22 protein-coding genes and 2 tRNA genes are annotated in these 17293 nt (G+C 22.8%); 12 read left to right on the top strand and 12 right to left on the bottom strand.

All coding sequences use genetic code 11. The features are described from left to right. The first annotated feature begins 13 nt into the window (after positions 1–13). The 4 genes from QW117_03035 (at position 14) to QW117_03020 (ending at position 2096) form a co-directional block, all read left to right on the top strand. Positions 14–373, top strand: coding sequence for a hypothetical protein (locus QW117_03035; GenBank protein ID MEM3405917.1), 360 nt, complete (start codon positions 14–16; stop codon positions 371–373). Next, positions 370–735, top strand: coding sequence for a hypothetical protein (locus tag QW117_03030; GenBank protein ID MEM3405916.1), 366 nt, complete (start codon positions 370–372; stop codon positions 733–735). The genes QW117_03035 and QW117_03030 overlap by 4 nt, the downstream gene beginning before the upstream one ends. Before the next feature lie 91 nt (positions 736–826). After that, positions 827–899 (top strand) — tRNA-His (locus QW117_03025). A 33-nt stretch (positions 900–932) separates the two neighbouring features. Continuing rightward, positions 933–2096, top strand: coding sequence for an ATP phosphoribosyltransferase regulatory subunit (locus tag QW117_03020; protein MEM3405915.1), 1164 nt, complete (start codon positions 933–935; stop codon positions 2094–2096). Here the strand turns inward: QW117_03020 and QW117_03015 are convergent. Genes QW117_03015 through QW117_03005 form a run of 3 tightly spaced genes read right to left on the bottom strand, consistent with a single transcriptional unit; the run spans position 2073 to position 3548 of the window. Beyond that, a complete protein-coding gene (locus tag QW117_03015; protein ID MEM3405914.1) occupies positions 2073–2582 on the bottom strand; it encodes a PhoU domain-containing protein in 510 nt (169 codons plus the stop codon). The genes QW117_03020 and QW117_03015 overlap by 24 nt on opposite strands. 39 nt (positions 2583–2621) lie before the next feature. Next, complete coding sequence (locus QW117_03010) at positions 2622–3269, bottom strand: magnesium transporter (protein ID MEM3405913.1); 648 nt, start codon at positions 3267–3269, stop codon at positions 2622–2624. Positions 3270–3317: 48 nt separating this feature from the next. Continuing rightward, the gene (locus tag QW117_03005; GenBank protein MEM3405912.1) at positions 3318–3548 is read right to left on the bottom strand and encodes a hypothetical protein; all 231 of its coding nucleotides are present in this window, start codon (positions 3546–3548) and stop codon (positions 3318–3320) included. A 50-nt stretch (positions 3549–3598) separates the two neighbouring features. Between QW117_03005 and QW117_03000 the strand changes: the two genes are divergently transcribed. From QW117_03000 to QW117_02980, 5 genes are all read left to right on the top strand, one after another. Beyond that, positions 3599–4738 (top strand): NADP-dependent malic enzyme, encoded by a 1140-nt coding sequence (locus QW117_03000; GenBank protein MEM3405911.1) that lies wholly within the window; start codon positions 3599–3601, stop codon positions 4736–4738. A gap of 49 nt (positions 4739–4787) precedes the next feature. Beyond that, positions 4788–5093: a 30S ribosomal protein S10 gene (rpsJ, locus tag QW117_02995; protein MEM3405910.1), complete on the top strand. Its 306-nt coding sequence runs from the start codon at positions 4788–4790 to the stop codon at positions 5091–5093. Between the two features lie 19 nt (positions 5094–5112). Further along, positions 5113–5193: transfer RNA gene (locus QW117_02990), tRNA-Ser, on the top strand. A gap of 83 nt (positions 5194–5276) precedes the next feature. Continuing rightward, a complete protein-coding gene (locus QW117_02985) occupies positions 5277–6410 on the top strand; it encodes a DUF2334 domain-containing protein (GenBank protein MEM3405909.1) in 1134 nt (377 codons plus the stop codon). A 52-nt stretch (positions 6411–6462) separates the two neighbouring features. Next, positions 6463–6831, top strand: coding sequence for a DUF5654 family protein (locus QW117_02980; GenBank protein MEM3405908.1), 369 nt, complete (start codon positions 6463–6465; stop codon positions 6829–6831). 8 nt (positions 6832–6839) lie between these two features. On the opposite strand, the gene QW117_02975 is transcribed toward QW117_02980, so the two are convergent. The 5 genes from QW117_02975 to QW117_02955 all read right to left on the bottom strand — a co-directional run bounded on the left by QW117_02975 (position 6840) and on the right by QW117_02955 (position 10040). Continuing rightward, on the bottom strand, positions 6840–7736 hold the full coding sequence (locus QW117_02975; GenBank protein ID MEM3405907.1) for a tRNA 4-thiouridine(8) synthase ThiI: 897 nt from the start codon (positions 7734–7736) through the stop codon (positions 6840–6842). Further along, entirely contained in the window at positions 7729–8295 is a 567-nt protein-coding gene (locus QW117_02970) for a DNA-3-methyladenine glycosylase (GenBank protein MEM3405906.1), read from the bottom strand. The genes QW117_02975 and QW117_02970 overlap by 8 nt, the downstream gene beginning before the upstream one ends. Before the next feature lie 87 nt (positions 8296–8382). Continuing rightward, positions 8383–8730 carry a DUF3883 domain-containing protein gene (locus tag QW117_02965; GenBank protein MEM3405905.1) on the bottom strand — a complete coding sequence of 116 codons (348 nt, stop codon included), beginning with the start codon at positions 8728–8730 and terminating at the stop codon, positions 8383–8385. 94 nt (positions 8731–8824) lie between these two features. Continuing rightward, positions 8825–9625, bottom strand: a complete 801-nt coding sequence (locus tag QW117_02960; protein ID MEM3405904.1) for a lytic transglycosylase domain-containing protein — start codon at positions 9623–9625, stop codon at positions 8825–8827. 130 nt (positions 9626–9755) lie between these two features. Continuing rightward, on the bottom strand, positions 9756–10040 hold the full coding sequence (locus tag QW117_02955) for a diphthamide synthesis protein (GenBank protein ID MEM3405903.1): 285 nt from the start codon (positions 10038–10040) through the stop codon (positions 9756–9758). 91 nt (positions 10041–10131) lie between these two features. Between QW117_02955 and QW117_02950 the strand changes: the two genes are divergently transcribed. After that, positions 10132–10377 carry a hypothetical protein gene (locus QW117_02950; GenBank protein ID MEM3405902.1) on the top strand — a complete coding sequence of 82 codons (246 nt, stop codon included), beginning with the start codon at positions 10132–10134 and terminating at the stop codon, positions 10375–10377. A gap of 2 nt (positions 10378–10379) precedes the next feature. On the opposite strand, the gene QW117_02945 is transcribed toward QW117_02950, so the two are convergent. Genes QW117_02945 through QW117_02935 form a run of 3 tightly spaced genes read right to left on the bottom strand, consistent with a single transcriptional unit; the run spans position 10380 to position 12747 of the window. Then, a complete protein-coding gene (locus QW117_02945; protein MEM3405901.1) occupies positions 10380–10817 on the bottom strand; it encodes an Hsp20/alpha crystallin family protein in 438 nt (145 codons plus the stop codon). Between the two features lie 30 nt (positions 10818–10847). Further along, on the bottom strand, positions 10848–12470 hold the full coding sequence (groL, locus tag QW117_02940; GenBank protein ID MEM3405900.1) for a chaperonin GroEL: 1623 nt from the start codon (positions 12468–12470) through the stop codon (positions 10848–10850). Position 12471: 1 nt separating this feature from the next. Continuing rightward, positions 12472–12747 carry a co-chaperone GroES gene (locus QW117_02935; protein ID MEM3405899.1) on the bottom strand — a complete coding sequence of 92 codons (276 nt, stop codon included), beginning with the start codon at positions 12745–12747 and terminating at the stop codon, positions 12472–12474. A gap of 143 nt (positions 12748–12890) precedes the next feature. On the opposite strand from QW117_02935, the gene QW117_02930 reads away from it, so the two are divergent. After that, positions 12891–13391, top strand: coding sequence for an Lrp/AsnC family transcriptional regulator (locus QW117_02930; protein MEM3405898.1), 501 nt, complete (start codon positions 12891–12893; stop codon positions 13389–13391). A 333-nt stretch (positions 13392–13724) separates the two neighbouring features. Here the strand turns inward: QW117_02930 and QW117_02925 are convergent, their stop codons facing one another. Next, a complete protein-coding gene (locus QW117_02925; protein MEM3405897.1) occupies positions 13725–14309 on the bottom strand; it encodes an arginine decarboxylase, pyruvoyl-dependent in 585 nt (194 codons plus the stop codon). A gap of 206 nt (positions 14310–14515) precedes the next feature. Between QW117_02925 and QW117_02920 the strand changes: the two genes are divergently transcribed. Further along, entirely contained in the window at positions 14516–17281 is a 2766-nt protein-coding gene (locus QW117_02920) for a hypothetical protein (protein MEM3405896.1), read from the top strand. Positions 17282–17293 lie beyond the last annotated feature (12 nt).

The raw sequence follows: 17293 nt of genomic DNA, 5'->3' as shown, positions 1-17293 counted from the left end.
TAATTTTTTTAAAATGGAAGAAGAAAAACTGAAAATTTTTCAGAAATGGGAAAAAATCCTTGAAAGAGAAGGGTTATCTTTAAAACAGATTAATTCTAAATTAATCTCAAATCAAAAAAATTATTTTGGTAATATAGAAGAGATAACAGAATTAAAATTACACGAAAATATAGACTACAGTTTATTAGATAAAAATTATTTAAGAAGGAATAGATTAAATTCTAATATTATAAAAAATAAAAATAAAATGAGTTTAATTGAGGAAAATCCTATTTATAATGAATATTTCAATGAATTTTTGGATGATAAAGAATATCTTGGTTTAATTTATGAAGGATTTTTTCATATAGGAACAAAAAATTTAGAAAAATGAAAAAGGAAAGTAAAAACTTAGATTATGTTTATATAAATGGGGTAAATTTAGAAAGGCGTATATTAAAAATATTTTATAATGATTTCGAAGAATTAGAAAAAGATAAAATACCAGAAAATTTCTTAATTCATTATAGATTATTAAATAAAATGATTAGTAATTTACCACAAGAAAAAAAAGAAAAAATATCGAATTTTTATTCTTTGGCAAAAAAGCAATATGATTATTTAATAGCAAAAATTGAATATGAAAAAGGAAAAAAATCAAAAAAAGAAAGATTAAATAATATGAAAAAATCAAAGAAGGAAGTTGAAAATATTTTAAGAAAATATGAAATTTTCCATTCTGAAAATAAGTTTTAGAAATTAAAAATACTATTAATTATAATATATTTATTAATTTTAATATTCTGATAGATTTTTAAATTCTTCTTATTTAATTAATTATGAAATGGCGGATGTAGTATAACGGTTTAGTACGAGCGGCTGTGGCCCGCTAGAAGAGGGTTCGACTCCCTCCTTCCGCCCTTAAAAAATAAATGTTAAAGAATAAAATAAAGATGGAAAATGTAAAAGGATTTAAGGATATTGATGGAGAAGAAGCAAGAATAAGAGAAAAAGTTAAAGAAATTTTAATAAAAAATTTTAAATTGTATGGATTTTCTCCAGTTGAAACTCCAATAATAGAGTACGAAGATTTTGTTAAAGGTAACAATCAAAATGATGAAGTGATATCAGATATTTTTAAACTGCAAGATAAAGGAAAAAGGAATCTTGCTTTAAGATATGAACTAACATTTCAATTAAAAAGATTATATAAAAATAAAAAATTGCCATTTAAAAGATATCAAATTGGGGAAGTTTTTAGAGATGAACCTACGTCAAGCAATAGATTTAGACAATTTACACAATGTGATGTAGATATTGTAGGATCAACAATTAAAGATGAAGCAGAAATTTTATCTTTAGCAAAAAATATTTTAGATGAATTAAATGTAAAGGCAACTATTTATATAAATAACAGAAAGTTACTTAATGAAATTTTAGATTCTGAAGAAATAAAAAATAAAGAAGAGGTAATAAGAGAAATAGATAAGTTAGACAAAATTACTGAAGAAGAGGTAAGATTAAAATTAAAAAAATATAATGCAGAAAAAATTTTAGAGATTTTTAAACAAAAAGAATCTTTTTTTGAAAAATATCCTTCTTATAAAGAAATAATAGAATTAAAAGATTGGTGTAATTTATATGGCGTAAAAGTTAATTTCTTACCTAATTTGGCAAGAGGTCTTTCTTATTATAACGGTAATGTTTTTGAGATAAAAAGTAATGAAATGAAAGAAACAATAATCGCTGGAGGTTCATACATGATAGATAATATTCAATCTACAGGAATTTCTTTTGGATTAGAAAGATTATCAAAATTAGCAAAAATAGAAACAAAAGAAAATTTTGTTTTAGTAATAAGTTTAAATCAAGATAAAGAATCTATAAACTTATTAAAAGAATTAAGAAAAAATAAAATTTATTGCAGCATTATGTATGGAAAACCATCTAAAGCTTTAGAATATGCAAATTATTATAAAATTCCTTATGTTATATTTGTAGGAGAAGAAGAAATAAAAACTAAAAAATTTAAAATAAAAGATATGGTTATTGGAAAAGAAAAATTGATGGATAAGAATAAATTAATAAAATATCTATTGTCTAACGCCATAAACTAAATCTCCTGCTAATAAATTCTCTTCTGCTTTAGGATGATGTATCCATGTTTTCTTTCTTTTTATAGTAACAATCCAAATCTTATTATCTTTTCCAAATTGCGAAACATTTTTATTAGAATCTATTCTTTTTATTTTTATCCTAACAAAATTTTCTTCTGCTTCATTTAAGGACTTTTTTTCTATTTCGTGTACTTGACCTTTTAAAACAGTTTTTGCCAATTCTTCTGCAATATTAGAAATTCTTTCTGAATAAGATGCTAATCTTAAGATTCCAATAAGCTTTTCTTCATTCACTCCAGAAGTAGCAGCTTTTAATGTAGATTTTTCAATATTATCTCTTAAATCATCTATTTTTCTTGATATAGAAGAAACTTCTTTCGCTAAATCTTTATCAGAAAATAAAACAGAACAGTATGCTAAATCTACTGCTAAAACAGATAAATCTTTTATTTTAGTTATTAATTCTTTTACATTTTTTTGTTCCATTTTTCTATATATTATATTTATTTAAATATTTAAATTTTATCATACCAAAATTCTGACAGATAAAACTAAAAATAATATAGAAATTATATCGCTTATAGTTGTATTTAAAGGAAATAATAAATTATCTGGGTCAAATCCTTTTCTAAAACTAAAAAAAGAAATTATTGTTCCTGTAATTATTAAAGTAAAATCTGAAAGAAAACTTGCTATTAAAACTATAAATATAAATTTAAACAATCCGGCTGATGGAAATTTAAATAATATGCATAAGTAATGTGCCATAGCCCCACTTAAAATAGCAATTAATATAGTAAGAAATAAAACACCAAAAACATTTTCTTTAAAATTATTGTCTTTTAAAAAAAAAGCTTTTTTAAAATTTGCCTCAATAGAACCTAAATGTAAAGCACTTGTTAATCTAGAACAAAAAATTCCCATCAAACTACCTCTTGTTCCAGAAACAATCGGAACTAAAATAAGTACCCCAGGCAATAGATTTAGAAACTTTTCTATATCGCTTAATATTATTCCTGCAAGAATTTCTCCAAATATACATAAAATAAGTATTAATAAAGATTCTTTTATTATACTCTTAGAAATTTTTAATTTTTTCATAAAAATTATTAAAGTTATTCCTAAAAAAATTGTTAATATTATTATAAATAAAAGAGTAATTAAAATTTTCATTTTATTTTTAATAATTTTTATACTTATAAATTTTTTTAGAAAAAATTATTATTCCTTGACTTCTTCTTTTAAATCATCTGAATCTATAGAATTAATAATTTCTTTAAATTCTAAAAATTTTTCAGCTGGTATTCTTGTACCAGATTTTGTAAAACCTGTATATCTTTCATTAGAACTAAACTCTCTGATTGTTATTCCTTTCTTTCCTCCAAAATCATCTATTCTTATAACAATATCTGTATTTTGATTTTTCTTTATTCTTCCAATATCTTTTTCCATAATAAAAAGACAAAACATATATTTATAAATTTTTATATATGTGTTAAAATATGAATATAAAAAAAGAATCTCTTAAATTACATGAAAAACTTAGAGGAAAATTAATTATAAAATCAAAAGTAAAATTAAAAACAAAAAAAAATTTTTCTCTTGCTTATACTCCTGGTGTAGCAGAACCATGCAAAAAAATTTATATTAATAAAAATGATGTTTACAAATATACTATAAAAAGTAATTCTGTTGCTGTTATTAGTAACGGAACCGCTGTTTTAGGATTAGGAGATATAGGAGCTTTTGCAGCAATTCCTGTAATGGAAGGAAAATGTGCTATTTTCAAAGAGCTTGCAGGAATAGACGCCTTTCCAATATGCATTGATTCAAAAGATATAGAAGAAAATGTTAAGATAATTAAGAAAATCTCTCCTGTTTTTGGGGGGATAAATTTAGAAGATTATAAAGCGCCGGAATGTTTTGAAATTGAGAAGAGATTACAAAATATAGGAATTCCTGTAATGCATGATGATCAACATGGAACTGCTATTGTTGTTTTAGCAGCATTAATTAATTCTTTAAAATTAGTAAATAAAAAAATTTCTGAAATAAAAATAGCAATTATAGGAGCGGGAGCAGCTGGAACTGCTGTAGCAAAATTATTATATAGATATGGGGCAAAAAATATAATTCTTTGTGATATCAAAGGAATAATAAGTAAAAATAGAAAAGATTTAGATAAATACAAAAAAGAATTATTAAAAATTTCAAATAAGGAAAATATTGATGGTGGAATCAAAGAAGCTATACAAGGAAGAGATGTTTTAATAGGATTATCAAAAGGAAATATAGTGACAAAAGAAATGATAAAAAAAATGAATAAAAAAGCAATTGTTTTTGCTATGGCTAACCCAATTCCAGAAATTTTCCCAAAAGATGCAAAAGAAGCTGGTGCTTATATTATAGCTACTGGAAGAAGTGATTTTCCAAATCAAATTAATAATGCTTTAGCATTTCCAGGAGTATTTCGAGGCGCTCTTGATGTAAGAGCAAAAAAAATAACAGATAAAATGAAAATAGCAGCAGCAGAAGCTTTAGCAAATATGATTAAACCAGAGATAAATAAAATTTTACCTTCTATAAAAGATAGAGATGTTGTAAAAATTGTTGCCCAAGCAGTAAAAAAAGTAGCAAAATAAATTTTTTATTAAAAGTAAGATTTTTAAATTAACTTTAACATAAAGAATTATGGCAAAAGTAAGAATAAAATTAAGTAGTTATGATATTGATGCTCTTAATGATATTTGTAATAATATAAAAAATATTGCTAATAAAATGGGGACTCCTATTTCTGGGCCAATACCTTTGCCTACAAGAAAATTAAAAATAACAACAAGAAAAAGTCCATGTGGAAATGGAACTGCTACTTTTGATAGATTTGAGATGAGAATATTTAAAAGATTAATAGAATTGCCTTCTGATGAAAGAGTTTTACATTCTATAATGAGAACTTCTTTTCCTAGAAGTGTAAGTATAAAAATAGAAATGAAATAAAATTTATTTTTTATCTTATGCCCGCATCGCATAACGGTAGTGCACAGGTCTGGAGCACCTGGCCCTCTTGGGCTTCCCGGTTCGACTCCGGGTGCGGGCGTTGAACAAAATTAAAAAGATATTTGAATAAAGTAATAAAATTATAAAAGAAAAGATTTTTAAATTCTCTTCAATTTTTTTCTTATGGAAAAATTACTTAAACAAAGAAAAATTATAAAAATTATTATTCTTATTATTATCGCTTTTTTATTTTATTTATTTTTCTTTTATTACAGAAATATTTTATTCGGACCAGCAATTTTATTTAATTCTGATGAAAATATTAATATAGGATTATGGCCGAATGATTATAAAGGAGTTTTAGTATTTACAATAGATGATATTGATGCTTTAACAAATTTAGATGAATTAAAAAAAGTTATGGATTTACTTAACGATTACAATATTAAAACAACATTATTTGTCATTCCTTATTATAAAAATATATATAAAATAACAAAAGATAACGACTTAGGAGTTTATCTAAAAAAGCAAGAAGGGTTAGGAAATGAAATAGCACAGCATGGTTTAACTCATTTTTCAAGAAGAAAATCTATACTTATAAAAAATAATTATAAAGAATTATCTAATCTTCCTTACTCTGAACAAAAGAGAAGGATTCTCTTAGGAAAAGAAATATTAGAAAAATCTGAATTGGAAATTAAAGGTTTTAGGGCTCCGGCATTTGGTATAGATAAAAAAACATTTAAAATTTTAGACGAAGAAAAATTTCTTTATGATTCAAGTATTAGAGTTTCTCCTTGGATATTAATGAATAATAAAAGAATAGCGGAATCTTTATTTTATCCTTTTCATATTAGTGAATTATCTCTTATAGAAATTATAACAAATGGAGATTTTTTTTGGGAATCGAGAATTCCTATATTTGAAAGAAATAGATATAATATATTAAAGAAAAGATTTGATATCTATTATGATAATGAAGGAGTTTTTGTTCTTTTAAGTCATATAGAAAAATTACCACATGAAAAAAATCTTAAAATATTAAAAAAATTTTTGGATTATCAGAAAGATAAGAATGTTTGGAGAACAACTTTAAAAGAAGTTGCAAAATGGTGGATTATGAGAGAAGAATTGTATGCAGAAACTTTTATAGATAAAGACATATTAAAAATAATGATAGAAACTTCATATGAAGAAAATATAAATGGACTTACGATAGAAATAAAAAACAAAGAGGTTAAATATTATAAAATTTATATTAATAATAAACTAATAAAAGAAGGAAAAATTGAAGATAATAAAATAATATTATAATAAGATTATAATACATAAATAAATTTATAAATAATCTTTTTATTTTTTAAAAATGGAAAGTGAAAAAGAAAGTAATAAATTAACTTTACAACAGAAAGAAGAAATAAAGAAAGAAATTCAAAAAGAAATTCAAAAAAAATTAACTGAAAAAATTAAACAAAAAGCAAAAGAGTCTGCGAGCGAATTCAAAAGAGAATTTAAAAAACAAATAGTAACTGCGATTAGTGGAGCATTTGCTTTCCTCATAGCATTAACATGGAGAACTCCAATTGAAAAATCTGTTAATAATATTGTAAAAAGATTAAATTTGAATAAAGAAGCCTATTATTATGAATATATTGCTGCAATTATAATAACTATTTTAGGAGTTATTGCAGTAATGTTATTAACTAAGTGGGCTACCGAAAAAAATAAGAAATAAAAAATATTTTAATATTTTATAATAAATTTTTCTATTTTATTCTTAGAATATCTTCTTATTAATTCTTTTGCCTTTTTTATATACTTTTTATTTTTAACAAGAGCGCTTGGACCTTTTCCTATAGGAATTATTTTGATTCCTTTTTCTTTTTCTAAAATCATATTTTCTTCTTTATTTCTCCCTAATATTATCTTATTGGAAAAAAAATGCCTTCCAATAGATAATAATTCTATATCATGAAAAGTTATATTATTCTTTTTTAATAAAGGAAATAATTTTTTACAATACTCTTTTTCGCATAATAAACATCCTCCAGCAGGATTAATAAATTCTATATTATATTTTTTTGCTAATTCAATTTGTTTTTTTCTACTCCTACTCTGTATAGAAAAAAATTTTTCTCTATCTACTAATTTTTCTTTTTCATAAATAGTTTCTGGTAAAAGTTTTGCTGATAACGGCCTTAAAACATCAAAACCAATTTCTTTATCTATTAATAAAAGAGATTTTTTTGTTTGTGAAAATGGTCTTTCATTTAATACATCTCCTGTAGCTATTATTTTTATTTTTTTCTTATTGGAATATTCTTTTGCTTTTTTTAATAAAAAAATATGGCAATCTATACAAGGATTTAATGCAGTTCCTCTTCCAAACTTAGGTTTTTTTATTATATTTATATATTCTTTGAATAATTTTCCCTTTGTAACATCTATTAATTCATATTTTATTTTTTCTTTATTCAAAAAATAAAGAGATTTTTCTAATTTTTCTTTTTTTATGAAAGGCAATAAAAAAGTTATTGCCTCTATTTTTAGTTGTTCTTGTAAAATTTTACAGACTAATCTTGAATCTACACCACCCGAATAAAGAACAAGTGCTTTAATTTTTTTATTTTTTTTAATCATCTTTTTTACTTATATAATCATTTCCTTTAATATAAAATCTTAACTTTTTATATAAATCTTTCTTTACCCCAATTCTAAAATCTTTTTCTACTTTAAATTCTTTTTTTCTTTTATCTTTCTTTTCTATTTCTAAATAAAGTTCTTTACAATCGAAAATATTTTTTTTATGAAATTTTTTATCTATAAAAAGCGATTTTGTTAATAAACCTGGACCGTTTGTTTTTGCTTTGAAATTCAATGGTTCTACTGCCCTAATTAAAACAGCTTGCGCTTTTCCTTTTTTTCCTGTTACAATATTAATAAGCCAATTATTGTGGACACCATAAACTAAAATTGTTCCAGCTTTCATTTTCATTGTTTCTTTTAAATCTCCATTTTTACAGGCTCTTGAAGCAGGATCTTTTTCATCAAAATAAGCTTCTGTTTCTACTATTTTTGCTTTTAATATCTTTCCATTTATCTTTCTACATAAATTCTTTCCTAATAGGTAATTAGCAGTTTTTTCTGCGTCATAAAAATGTTTTATAAAATTTTTATTTATCTTTTTGTTTTTTATCATTTTATTTTTAGAAAAATGGAAATTTTAAATTTTATTAAAAAATAAAAAAGAAAAAGGAGGGGATATACCTCCTAAATCAATTAAAATTTATAATTCTTCTGCTTTAACTCTTCTCAAGGAATTACCTTTTACATTCATTAAAGTTAGCAATTTAAAGTTTCTTAAAAGAAACTCTGGTTCAAGAATTTTTAACTTTGGTTTTTCTCCTTCTATCACAAGGTAGACATAATAATTTATTATATTTTTTCCCAATTTTTTAAATTTTGTTAAACTCAATAAAAGATCCTTGTCTCTTTCTGTTCCTATTTTTACATCAATAAATCTATCTCCAGATTTCAAGTCATATCCTTCTCTAAATTTATTTACTCTCTCTGGATTTCTACCTTGTTTTTTTTCATATTCTTCAACTAACTCCATAGCTTGTTTTTTTTCCATTTTTTACCTCCGTTTGTTTTTTTCAATTTATTTTATTTAATTATTAAAAATAAATAAATATTTTTATAAATTTTTCTATTTAAAAAAATATGTTTTATATTAAATTATAATACTTCTTTTTAATTTTAACTATATAATTTTTTGTTTCTTTTGGTGCTTTAGAAAGGTCAAAGTTATTTTTTATTAAGTTTCCTATACCCCAATTATAAGCTGCACAGATATATTCTAGTTTCAAATCATTATTCAAATTTTTATAAAAAGGCATTTTTTCATTTAATATATTATCTATTAATGAACAGTATTTAAAAACAAACTCTTCACTTTTATTTTTATCTTTAATTCCCTTTAAAAAATCACTATAACTATCATTAGGAAATACCTCTTTCCATGTTGAGTAATATGTTTGTGGTAATCCCATTGCTTTTTTATTACTTATAACGTTAGGATTGTATCCAGATTCTACATAAATCACTGATTTAACAAAAGCATTACTTATATAAGAAGGGATATATTTATGATTACTTTTTTTATCAAACTTTTCAGAAAGATATTTTTTAAATTCTTCTTCTTCTTTATTTTTATAACTTATTTTATACTCTAAATTTATTTTATTATTTTTACCTTCAATTTCATAATTTTTTTCTGCAATTACTTTATTTTCAAGATTATTTATATAATTTTTTTTATTTCCAAAAAAGAAAAAAGGGCTTAATAAAGAAAAACCAATAGATAATATTGCTATTGTTTTTTTTATTTCATCTTTTATTTCTTCTTTTCTTATATTATATCTTGTTATAACAAAATTATTTTTATCACAAACAACTATCTCTTTTTCATTCCTATAAATAATATAATTTCCTTCTCTTCCGATTTCTTCTAATTCATTTTCTTTCATTTTCAAATAAGATCCTTTTAAATTGAGAAAATATTATAATTTTATTACTAATTGATAGTAACATTAAATAACTCAATTTCAAAAATAAATACAAATAAGGATTTTTAAATATTTCGGTTTTAATAAAAAATTAATTAGAGAACTTAGTATGACCAAATTGAATCAATAAATCTATTTTTATATTTTTAGGTAAACATGGTATATCACAAGCACCATAACAACTTCCAAACCAAATAAAAAAATTAATCTTATCTTTTAAAGATTCTTCTAATCTATCTACAATAGAAGAAGCATAAGGTTTTAAAAAATCTGGTATTTGTAATAAAACATTTTTAATCTTTCCTTTTTTTATAATTTTTTTGATCTTTTTTATTTCAAGATAAATTTCTTTTTCTATTTCATTTAAATCCTTCATTTAATAAAGAATTAATTTATTTTTATATATTTTTCTTTTTTATATAATAAAAAATAATTATTTTTTTATATCCAATTTTTTATTATTTTATATGAATAATTTATTAATAAAAATATTACAGGATATTTTTGGGGAATTAAAAAAACCAGAAATTTATGATAAGATAGAAGTACTATATGTTAATGAAAAGAAGTATATTATGAAAGGTTGGAAAGAAAAAAATTCTTATTATGTTTATTGTGAAAATTTAAATAGAGTAACAATAGAAGAAAATGAAAAAAAAGCATTTGAAAATATGATTAAATATATAATTAATACTGTTATATGGAAAAAATAAATTTATTCTATTTCTATTTTTGTTTTTTTATCATCTTTTGTTTTTGGAACAATAACTTCAAGAATTCCATCTTTATATTTTGCTTTTGCTTTTTCTGGTATTACCTCGCAAGGTAGTATCATTGTTCTATAAAATCCATTATAAATTCTTTCTGATTTAAAAAATCCTTTCTTCTCTATTTTTTCTTCTTTTTTCTTTTCTGCTCTTATTTCAACTTTATTTTTTGTTATATTTAAATGTATATCTTTTTTATCAACTCCAGGAATTTCAAATCTTAATATTAAATCTTTTTCTGTCTCTTCCATTTCTGAAAGAGGTTTTTTCATTCCAGACATTTCTTCTTCTAATTCTAAATCTAATCTATTATTAAAAAATTGATTAAAGTTTTTATCAATTTCTCTTTTTAATCTTTTTATTTCATCAAATATATCTTCAAACATTTTACCTTCTTTTTTATTATTTAATTAAATTTAAATTATAATAGTTTCTGTAATTTTATCTTTTTTTTCATCAAAATCTGTAATTAATGCTTCTGTTGTTAAAACCAACCCGGCTATTGAAGCCGCATTTTGTAAAGCACATCTTACAACCTTTGTTGGATCGATTACACCATTTTCAAATAAATCTTCATAACAATCTTTTTTAGCATTATATCCAAAATTTTTATTTTTATTTTCTTTTACTTTAACTAAAACTTCCATTTCATCTTTTCCAGAATTTCTAGCTATTTGTCTTAAAGGTTCCTCTAAAACTTTTTTTAAAATCTCAAGACCAATTTTTTCGTCACCCAAAAATTCTTTAGTAATGTTTTCTTTTTCCAATATCTCTTTTGATCTTAATAATGTTACACCACCCCCTACAACTACTCCTTCTTCTATTGCAGCTTTTGTAGCATTTAAAGCATCATCTATTCTTAATTTCTTTTCTTCTAGTTCAGTTTCTGTAGAAGCTCCTACTTTAATTACAGCTACTCCTTTACTTAATTTTGCTAATCTTTTTCTTAAATCTTCTTTTTTATAATTTGAATCTGTATTTTTTATTTGAGCTTCTATTGACTTTATTCTTTTTTCGATATCTTTTGTATTTCCTTTTCCTTCTATAATAGTTGTTTTTTCATCTGTAACAATAACTTTTCTAGCACTTCCTAAAACTTCTTCTTCTATATCTTCTAATTTATACCCTTTTTCTTCTGTTATAGCAATTCCTCCAGTCAAAATAGCAATATCTTCTAATATTTCTTTTTTTTCGTCTCCAAAACCAGGAGTTTTAACAGCACAAACTTTTAATGTCCCCTTTAGTATATTAATTATTAAAGCAGCTAATGCTTCTCCCTCAACATCATCTGCAATTATTAATAAAGATCTTCCTTCTTGAACAACTTTTTCTAAAATGTTGATTATATGTTTAACTGAACTTATTTTTTTATCTGTAATCAATATATAAGGATCTTCTAATTCGCATATCATTTTTTCATGATTAGTTACCATATAAGGAGAAATAAACCCTTTGTCAAATTGCATTCCTTCTACTATATCCAAAGTTGTTTCTGTACTCTTGCTGTCCTCTACTGTTATAACACCGTCATTTCCTACTTTCTCCATTGCTTCTGCAATCAAATTTCCTATTGATTCATCATTATTAGCAGAAATGCTTGCTACCTGAGAAATCATTTTTCTATCTTTTACTGAAACACTTTCATTTTTAATATAATCTATCACTTTATTTACTGCTTTTTCAATTCCTCTTTTAATTTCTATAGGATTTGAACCAGCAGTAATATTTTTTATTCCTTCTTTTAATATAGCTTGACCTAATATTATTGCAGTAGTTGTTCCGTCTCCAGCATCATCTTGTGTTTTAGAAGAAATTTCTCTTATTAATTTAGCCCCTATATTTTCAAATTTATTTTTTAATTCTATCTCTTTTGCTATTGTTACACCATCATTAGAAATTAATGGAGAATATTTATCAAGAATTACACTCCTACCTTTAGGTCCTAAAGTTACTTTTATAGTATTAGCAACTTTGTCTATACCTTTCATTAAAGCTTGCCTTGCATTTTCTCCATAAATGATTTGTTTTGCGTCTGCCATTTTAATCTTCTACTTTTGCTATTATATCTTTAAACTCTACAATAACATATTTTTCATTATCAATTTCTATTTCTTCATTACTATAACCTGAATATAAAACTTTATCTCCTTTTTTTAATGGAAGGTCTTTTCCTTCTTTATCTTTTCCAACCTCCATTACTATTCCTTCTTTTTTATCTTCGTCGGATTTTGGTAAATATAATCCCGATTTTGTTTTTTCTTCTTTTTGTTTTTCTATTTTTAATAATACCCTTTCTCCAATAGGTTGGATTTTCATTTTATATTAATAACAGAAAATTTAATAAGTATAAAAAAACTATATGTTATTTTTATATACTTTTTTTCCAATTTTTTTAAAAAAAAGATACTTTTTGAATAAAAAATAAAAAAATTTATAAATAATTAGTATATAATTAAATTATGGAAAAGCTAACAAAGAGAGAAAAAGAAGTTTTAAAAGAACTATTAATTAATTGTAAAGTTTCTGATCAAGAAATAGCAAGGAAATTAAAAACTTCAAGACCAACAATATTTAAAATAAGAAAAAGGTTAGAAAAAGAGAATATAATAAAAGAATATATTCCAAGAATTAATTTAGAAAAATTTAATTTAAATGTACAAATGACTATTTTATATAAATGGAAAGATTATTCTAATAAGAAAGAATTAGAAAAATTAATAAATTTTATAAAATCTAGCCCAGAAATAATTTTTTTTTCTGAAAGTTTGGATATAAGTAAAAAAATTAATATTATAATTTCTTTTCATGAAAATTTAGAAGAATGCGAAAATTTTTTAAATAAAATAAAAGATGGAATGAAAAATAATATTGAAGATATGGAAATAGTTCTTTCCTCTAGAAAAAACATAATAAAAAATTACGACTTTTCTTCTTTGATTCTAAATAAGATGAAAGAATAAATCAAAAAGTAATTTTCACAATTTGCCCAATATTGATAAAAGGATAATTATTTTTCCGGTAGTAAAATTATTATAGATTATTATATCGAATATGTTTATTTAAGAGGCGAAGGTTGTTGAATTTTGATTTATATTTCTCTAATCCTTCAATTTCATTAAGATGTATGTATAAAATAAGAAGAGTTTCCTGTATTGTGAGAATTAATAATCAAACAGGATAAAATAGTAAAAAGATACCTAAAAATTAATAAAAATTTGTTATAATATTTTAGTATCAAAATTATTTTATTATTTTGGTCTTTATTGTTTTTGATACATTCTTTTTTTGTATTATTATTCTTTTTTTGTACTATTATTAAAACCTAAAGTTTCATTATCTTCAGGAACAAAAACAGCTGCTGCAATAACAGTTGTCCAAATACCTGCTTTTCCAATAGCAGATTGAGTTATATTTGTTGTTTTAACGATTTTGTCTGATATTTTCCATATCTCTCTTAATTCATCATAACTTTTATTTGGATCAAATTCTACTCCTAAAGTAGTTGCTAACATCTCTGCTGCTAAATCTTCTGCATATTCTCCTGCTTTTTCATCTGTTTCTCCAAAAGAGTGATGTTCAGATAAATAACCATAAGTTGATTTATCTGCCGGTATGGCACATCCTATACTTGCTGCTATTAATCTGTTTGCTTCATTACATTCCATTCTTGCCATTACACAATATGTTATTGCTCCTGGTTTTAATTGTTTTATCCCTTCTTCTTTGCTTATTATTTTACAATTAGGAGGAAAGATACTAGAAACATATACTAAATTACATTTTTCAATTCCAGCATCTCTTAATGCTGCTTCAAAACTTGCTAATCTTTCTCTATGCCTTCCAACTCCTTTGGTAAAAAAAACTTTTGTTGGAACCATTTATTTTCCGTCTATTTTTTATTACAAATTTTTATTATAATAAATCTTTAATATGGAACTATTTTTAAATATTTCTATTATAAAAAATATTTTTTAGTTTATATTTAAATAAATTTTTGATTTTTATTTAAATAATTTTGATTTTTATTTTAAATAAAATTATCCGCTTAATAAAATTTAAAAAGAATATTTTCTTTTAATAAAAGATGGGGAAAAAGAGATTATTTATATTTTTTTTATTTTTAATAATATTATTTTATAATTTTTTTTATAACTTTTTTTTAGCAAATGCTTATATACATTTAGGTAATCTCTCTTATGACATAAAAAAAGAATACAAACCTGGAGAAAATTTACAAGGATGGATAAATATATCTGTTAAAGACGAATATTATGATTTATTAATCAAAGGAAATTCTAAAATTAACGGTTCTATTAATTTATTTGATTTAATATTATTAAATTCTTTAAATTATGGTGAAGATTTTTTTTGTAATTCTTATAATTGTATCCCTTATTATAAAACTTCTAATATAGATTTGGAAGAAAAAAGCATTACTCTTCAAAAAGGGGAAAGTTATACACTTGCTTTTAAATTAGTTGGGGATAAAATAAGCTCTATATCAAAATTTAGTTTTGATATGGAAGTAACAAACCAGTATTCATGTGAAAATCCTCTAGAAATAGATTTATTATATGATAAAGAAATAGAATGGAGATCGGACAAATTTTCTTCTTCTATAATCTGTTCTGATAGTAAAAATTATGGTTGTTTTAGTAATCTATCTTCTTCGACTTTAGTTTCTTTATCTCAAGATAATTATTATTGTGAAAGAATAAAATTAAAACCATCAAAATATTATAACTTAGGTGCATATATTATTAACAATTCAAAGTATGAAAATAACATAAGAATGTCCATTTTTAATTTAGATGGAGAAGAACTAGGAAGATGTACTTTAGATTTTACAAAAAATATAAAAGAGGGAGAATATTTTTGTAACATTTCTTTAAAAAATGAAGACATGAATTATAATGAAGATTTTTATTTTATCTGTATAAAAAAAACAAATTCTTTAGGCGACTATAAAATTAAAAGAGAATCATCTGGAGAAAAATGTGGTTTTTATGGGAATCCTGAACAAATTCCAGAAGATTTTTCTTATGATTATTCTATCTTTGCAGAATCTTATGTTTTTGATAATATAGGTAAAATAAAAGTAGAAGACTCTTACTTAAAAGATTATATAATGAATTACATTCAAGAATATTATGATTCTTCTTGTATTGAAAATAAGGATGGTTGTGTAATTCCAATAAATTTCAAAGCAAATGTTCCTATAAATATAAAAATATCTAATATTTCAATTGAATATAATGAATTAGGCGGTTATTCTTCAACAAATAAAATTTACGAAACAAATATAGAAAAATCTAAAATATCTTTTAATTACACTATTTTAAATCTAGATGAAGCAAATTTTTCATTACCATCTCAATATGGAAACCACACAATAGAAATTTACATAGGAAATAAAAAAATTTTTAATGAAACAATTAAAATTTTATCTTTTCCTATAATAAAAGACTTATATCCAAAAAAAGCATTTTTAGCATATCCAACAAAATTTTATGTTCAAGCACAAGCACTAAACAATAAAAGCATAGTTAAATATATCTGGAATTTTGATCCAAATAAAAGTATAGAAACAACTAATAATAGTATAGAATATACCTTCATGAATGTTTCTTCTTCAAATTTTAAAATAAAGGTTTCTGTTATAGATTCTGAAGGTTTAATGAGCGAAAAGGATTTTAATATAAATATTTCTATTCCAAAAGAAAAAATAAATTCAACAATAGATATTTACAAAAAAAGATTGCAAAACTTAACTTTACAGATAAGTTCTTTTCCTTCGCAGTATCAACCATATATAAAGAAAGTTTTAAATATTGATAATATAACAAGACAATTAGATGAAATTCAAATAGATTATAATGCTGCAGGAGGAGACGAAAAAAAATATGAAGAAATTGCAGTAAAATTATTAAGTTTAAAAATTCCCTATAAGATAAATATAACACTAAAAGAAAATCTTCCTTATTATGTAAATTACGAAAGAATAAATTTAAATGATTTAGAAGAATTAGAAGATTTAGGAAATTATTCTGAAGAAAGAGAAGAAGAATATAAAAAAGCAATTGCCGGCTGGCAGCAGGATAATATTATTATGTATATGCAAGGAGAATATCTTTATGCATATTATGATAATTCAATAGAACAAATTTTAGGAATATTTCGATTAAAAATATCCCCAAAAGAAGAAATTTCAAGAGAAATAAAAAATTATTTAATTTTTCCAGATGCTATTAAAGGAGTAAATTTTGATTTATACTCTTCTTATAATAATACAAAACAATTAAACAATTCTTTTTCTATAATTTTTGATGATATAAAAGAAAGAGAAATAACCTTCTTTTACTTTGGTGAAATTAAATATAAAGATCTTAATTTATATATATCTCCAACTTTAGAAGAAATTGAAATAGATTTTCTATTAGAAAAGTGTAATTATAACAAAATTTGTGAAAAGGAAAAAGAGGAGAATTGGAAAAATTGTAGAAGTGATTGTAAACCATGGACTATTGCATGGATATTATGGTCTTTTATATTGATTTGTGCTTTTATTTCTTATATCTTAATATCTCAGTGGTATAGAATTCATTACGAATCCAAATTATTTAAAAATAGAAATGATATTTATAATCTATTACTATATATTAATAATGCTATACATCAAGGAATGACATATAATACAATAAAACAACAGTTAAGTAAAACGGGCTGGTCAAGTGAACAAATTTCTTATGTAATAAATAAATATCAAGGGAAAAGCATAATACCTTTAGACATATCTAAGATTTTTTCAAAAAGAGCAATAAAACAAAAAAATATTCAAAATAAAACATAAAAAATAATAAAT

Source organism: Candidatus Pacearchaeota archaeon (assembly GCA_038874355.1).
Taxonomy (GTDB): domain Archaea; phylum Nanobdellota; class Nanobdellia; order Pacearchaeales; family GW2011-AR1; genus JAVZCO01.
Note: the sequence above shows the minus strand (reverse complement) of the source record. Positions and strands in the feature narration are given on the sequence as shown.

What these genes read in the sequence shown, in the direction of transcription:
- QW117_02960 (MEM3405904.1), bottom strand. Translation starts at nt 9,625, where the DNA reads ATGAAAGAAAATGAATTAGAAGAAATCGGAAGAGAAGGAAATTATATT.
- QW117_02925 (MEM3405897.1), bottom strand. Translation starts at nt 14,309, where the DNA reads ATGGTTCCAACAAAAGTTTTTTTTACCAAAGGAGTTGGAAGGCATAGA.
- QW117_02945 (MEM3405901.1), bottom strand. Translation starts at nt 10,817, where the DNA reads ATGTTTGAAGATATATTTGATGAAATAAAAAGATTAAAAAGAGAAATT.
- QW117_02920 (MEM3405896.1), top strand. Translation starts at nt 14,516, where the DNA reads ATGGGGAAAAAGAGATTATTTATATTTTTTTTATTTTTAATAATATTA.
- QW117_03035 (MEM3405917.1), top strand. Translation starts at nt 14, where the DNA reads ATGGAAGAAGAAAAACTGAAAATTTTTCAGAAATGGGAAAAAATCCTT.
- QW117_03020 (MEM3405915.1), top strand. Translation starts at nt 933, where the DNA reads ATGGAAAATGTAAAAGGATTTAAGGATATTGATGGAGAAGAAGCAAGA.
- QW117_02985 (MEM3405909.1), top strand. Translation starts at nt 5,277, where the DNA reads ATGGAAAAATTACTTAAACAAAGAAAAATTATAAAAATTATTATTCTT.
- QW117_02930 (MEM3405898.1), top strand. Translation starts at nt 12,891, where the DNA reads ATGGAAAAGCTAACAAAGAGAGAAAAAGAAGTTTTAAAAGAACTATTA.
- QW117_02950 (MEM3405902.1), top strand. Translation starts at nt 10,132, where the DNA reads ATGAATAATTTATTAATAAAAATATTACAGGATATTTTTGGGGAATTA.
- QW117_02935 (MEM3405899.1), bottom strand. Translation starts at nt 12,747, where the DNA reads ATGAAAATCCAACCTATTGGAGAAAGGGTATTATTAAAAATAGAAAAA.
- QW117_03015 (MEM3405914.1), bottom strand. Translation starts at nt 2,582, where the DNA reads ATGGAACAAAAAAATGTAAAAGAATTAATAACTAAAATAAAAGATTTA.
- QW117_03030 (MEM3405916.1), top strand. Translation starts at nt 370, where the DNA reads ATGAAAAAGGAAAGTAAAAACTTAGATTATGTTTATATAAATGGGGTA.
- QW117_02975 (MEM3405907.1), bottom strand. Translation starts at nt 7,736, where the DNA reads ATGATTAAAAAAAATAAAAAAATTAAAGCACTTGTTCTTTATTCGGGT.
- QW117_03000 (MEM3405911.1), top strand. Translation starts at nt 3,599, where the DNA reads ATGAATATAAAAAAAGAATCTCTTAAATTACATGAAAAACTTAGAGGA.
- QW117_03010 (MEM3405913.1), bottom strand. Translation starts at nt 3,269, where the DNA reads ATGAAAATTTTAATTACTCTTTTATTTATAATAATATTAACAATTTTT.
- QW117_02970 (MEM3405906.1), bottom strand. Translation starts at nt 8,295, where the DNA reads ATGATAAAAAACAAAAAGATAAATAAAAATTTTATAAAACATTTTTAT.
- QW117_02965 (MEM3405905.1), bottom strand. Translation starts at nt 8,730, where the DNA reads ATGGAAAAAAAACAAGCTATGGAGTTAGTTGAAGAATATGAAAAAAAA.
- QW117_03005 (MEM3405912.1), bottom strand. Translation starts at nt 3,548, where the DNA reads ATGGAAAAAGATATTGGAAGAATAAAGAAAAATCAAAATACAGATATT.
- QW117_02980 (MEM3405908.1), top strand. Translation starts at nt 6,463, where the DNA reads ATGGAAAGTGAAAAAGAAAGTAATAAATTAACTTTACAACAGAAAGAA.
- rpsJ (MEM3405910.1), top strand. Translation starts at nt 4,788, where the DNA reads ATGGCAAAAGTAAGAATAAAATTAAGTAGTTATGATATTGATGCTCTT.
- groL (MEM3405900.1), bottom strand. Translation starts at nt 12,470, where the DNA reads ATGGCAGACGCAAAACAAATCATTTATGGAGAAAATGCAAGGCAAGCT.
- QW117_02955 (MEM3405903.1), bottom strand. Translation starts at nt 10,040, where the DNA reads ATGAAGGATTTAAATGAAATAGAAAAAGAAATTTATCTTGAAATAAAA.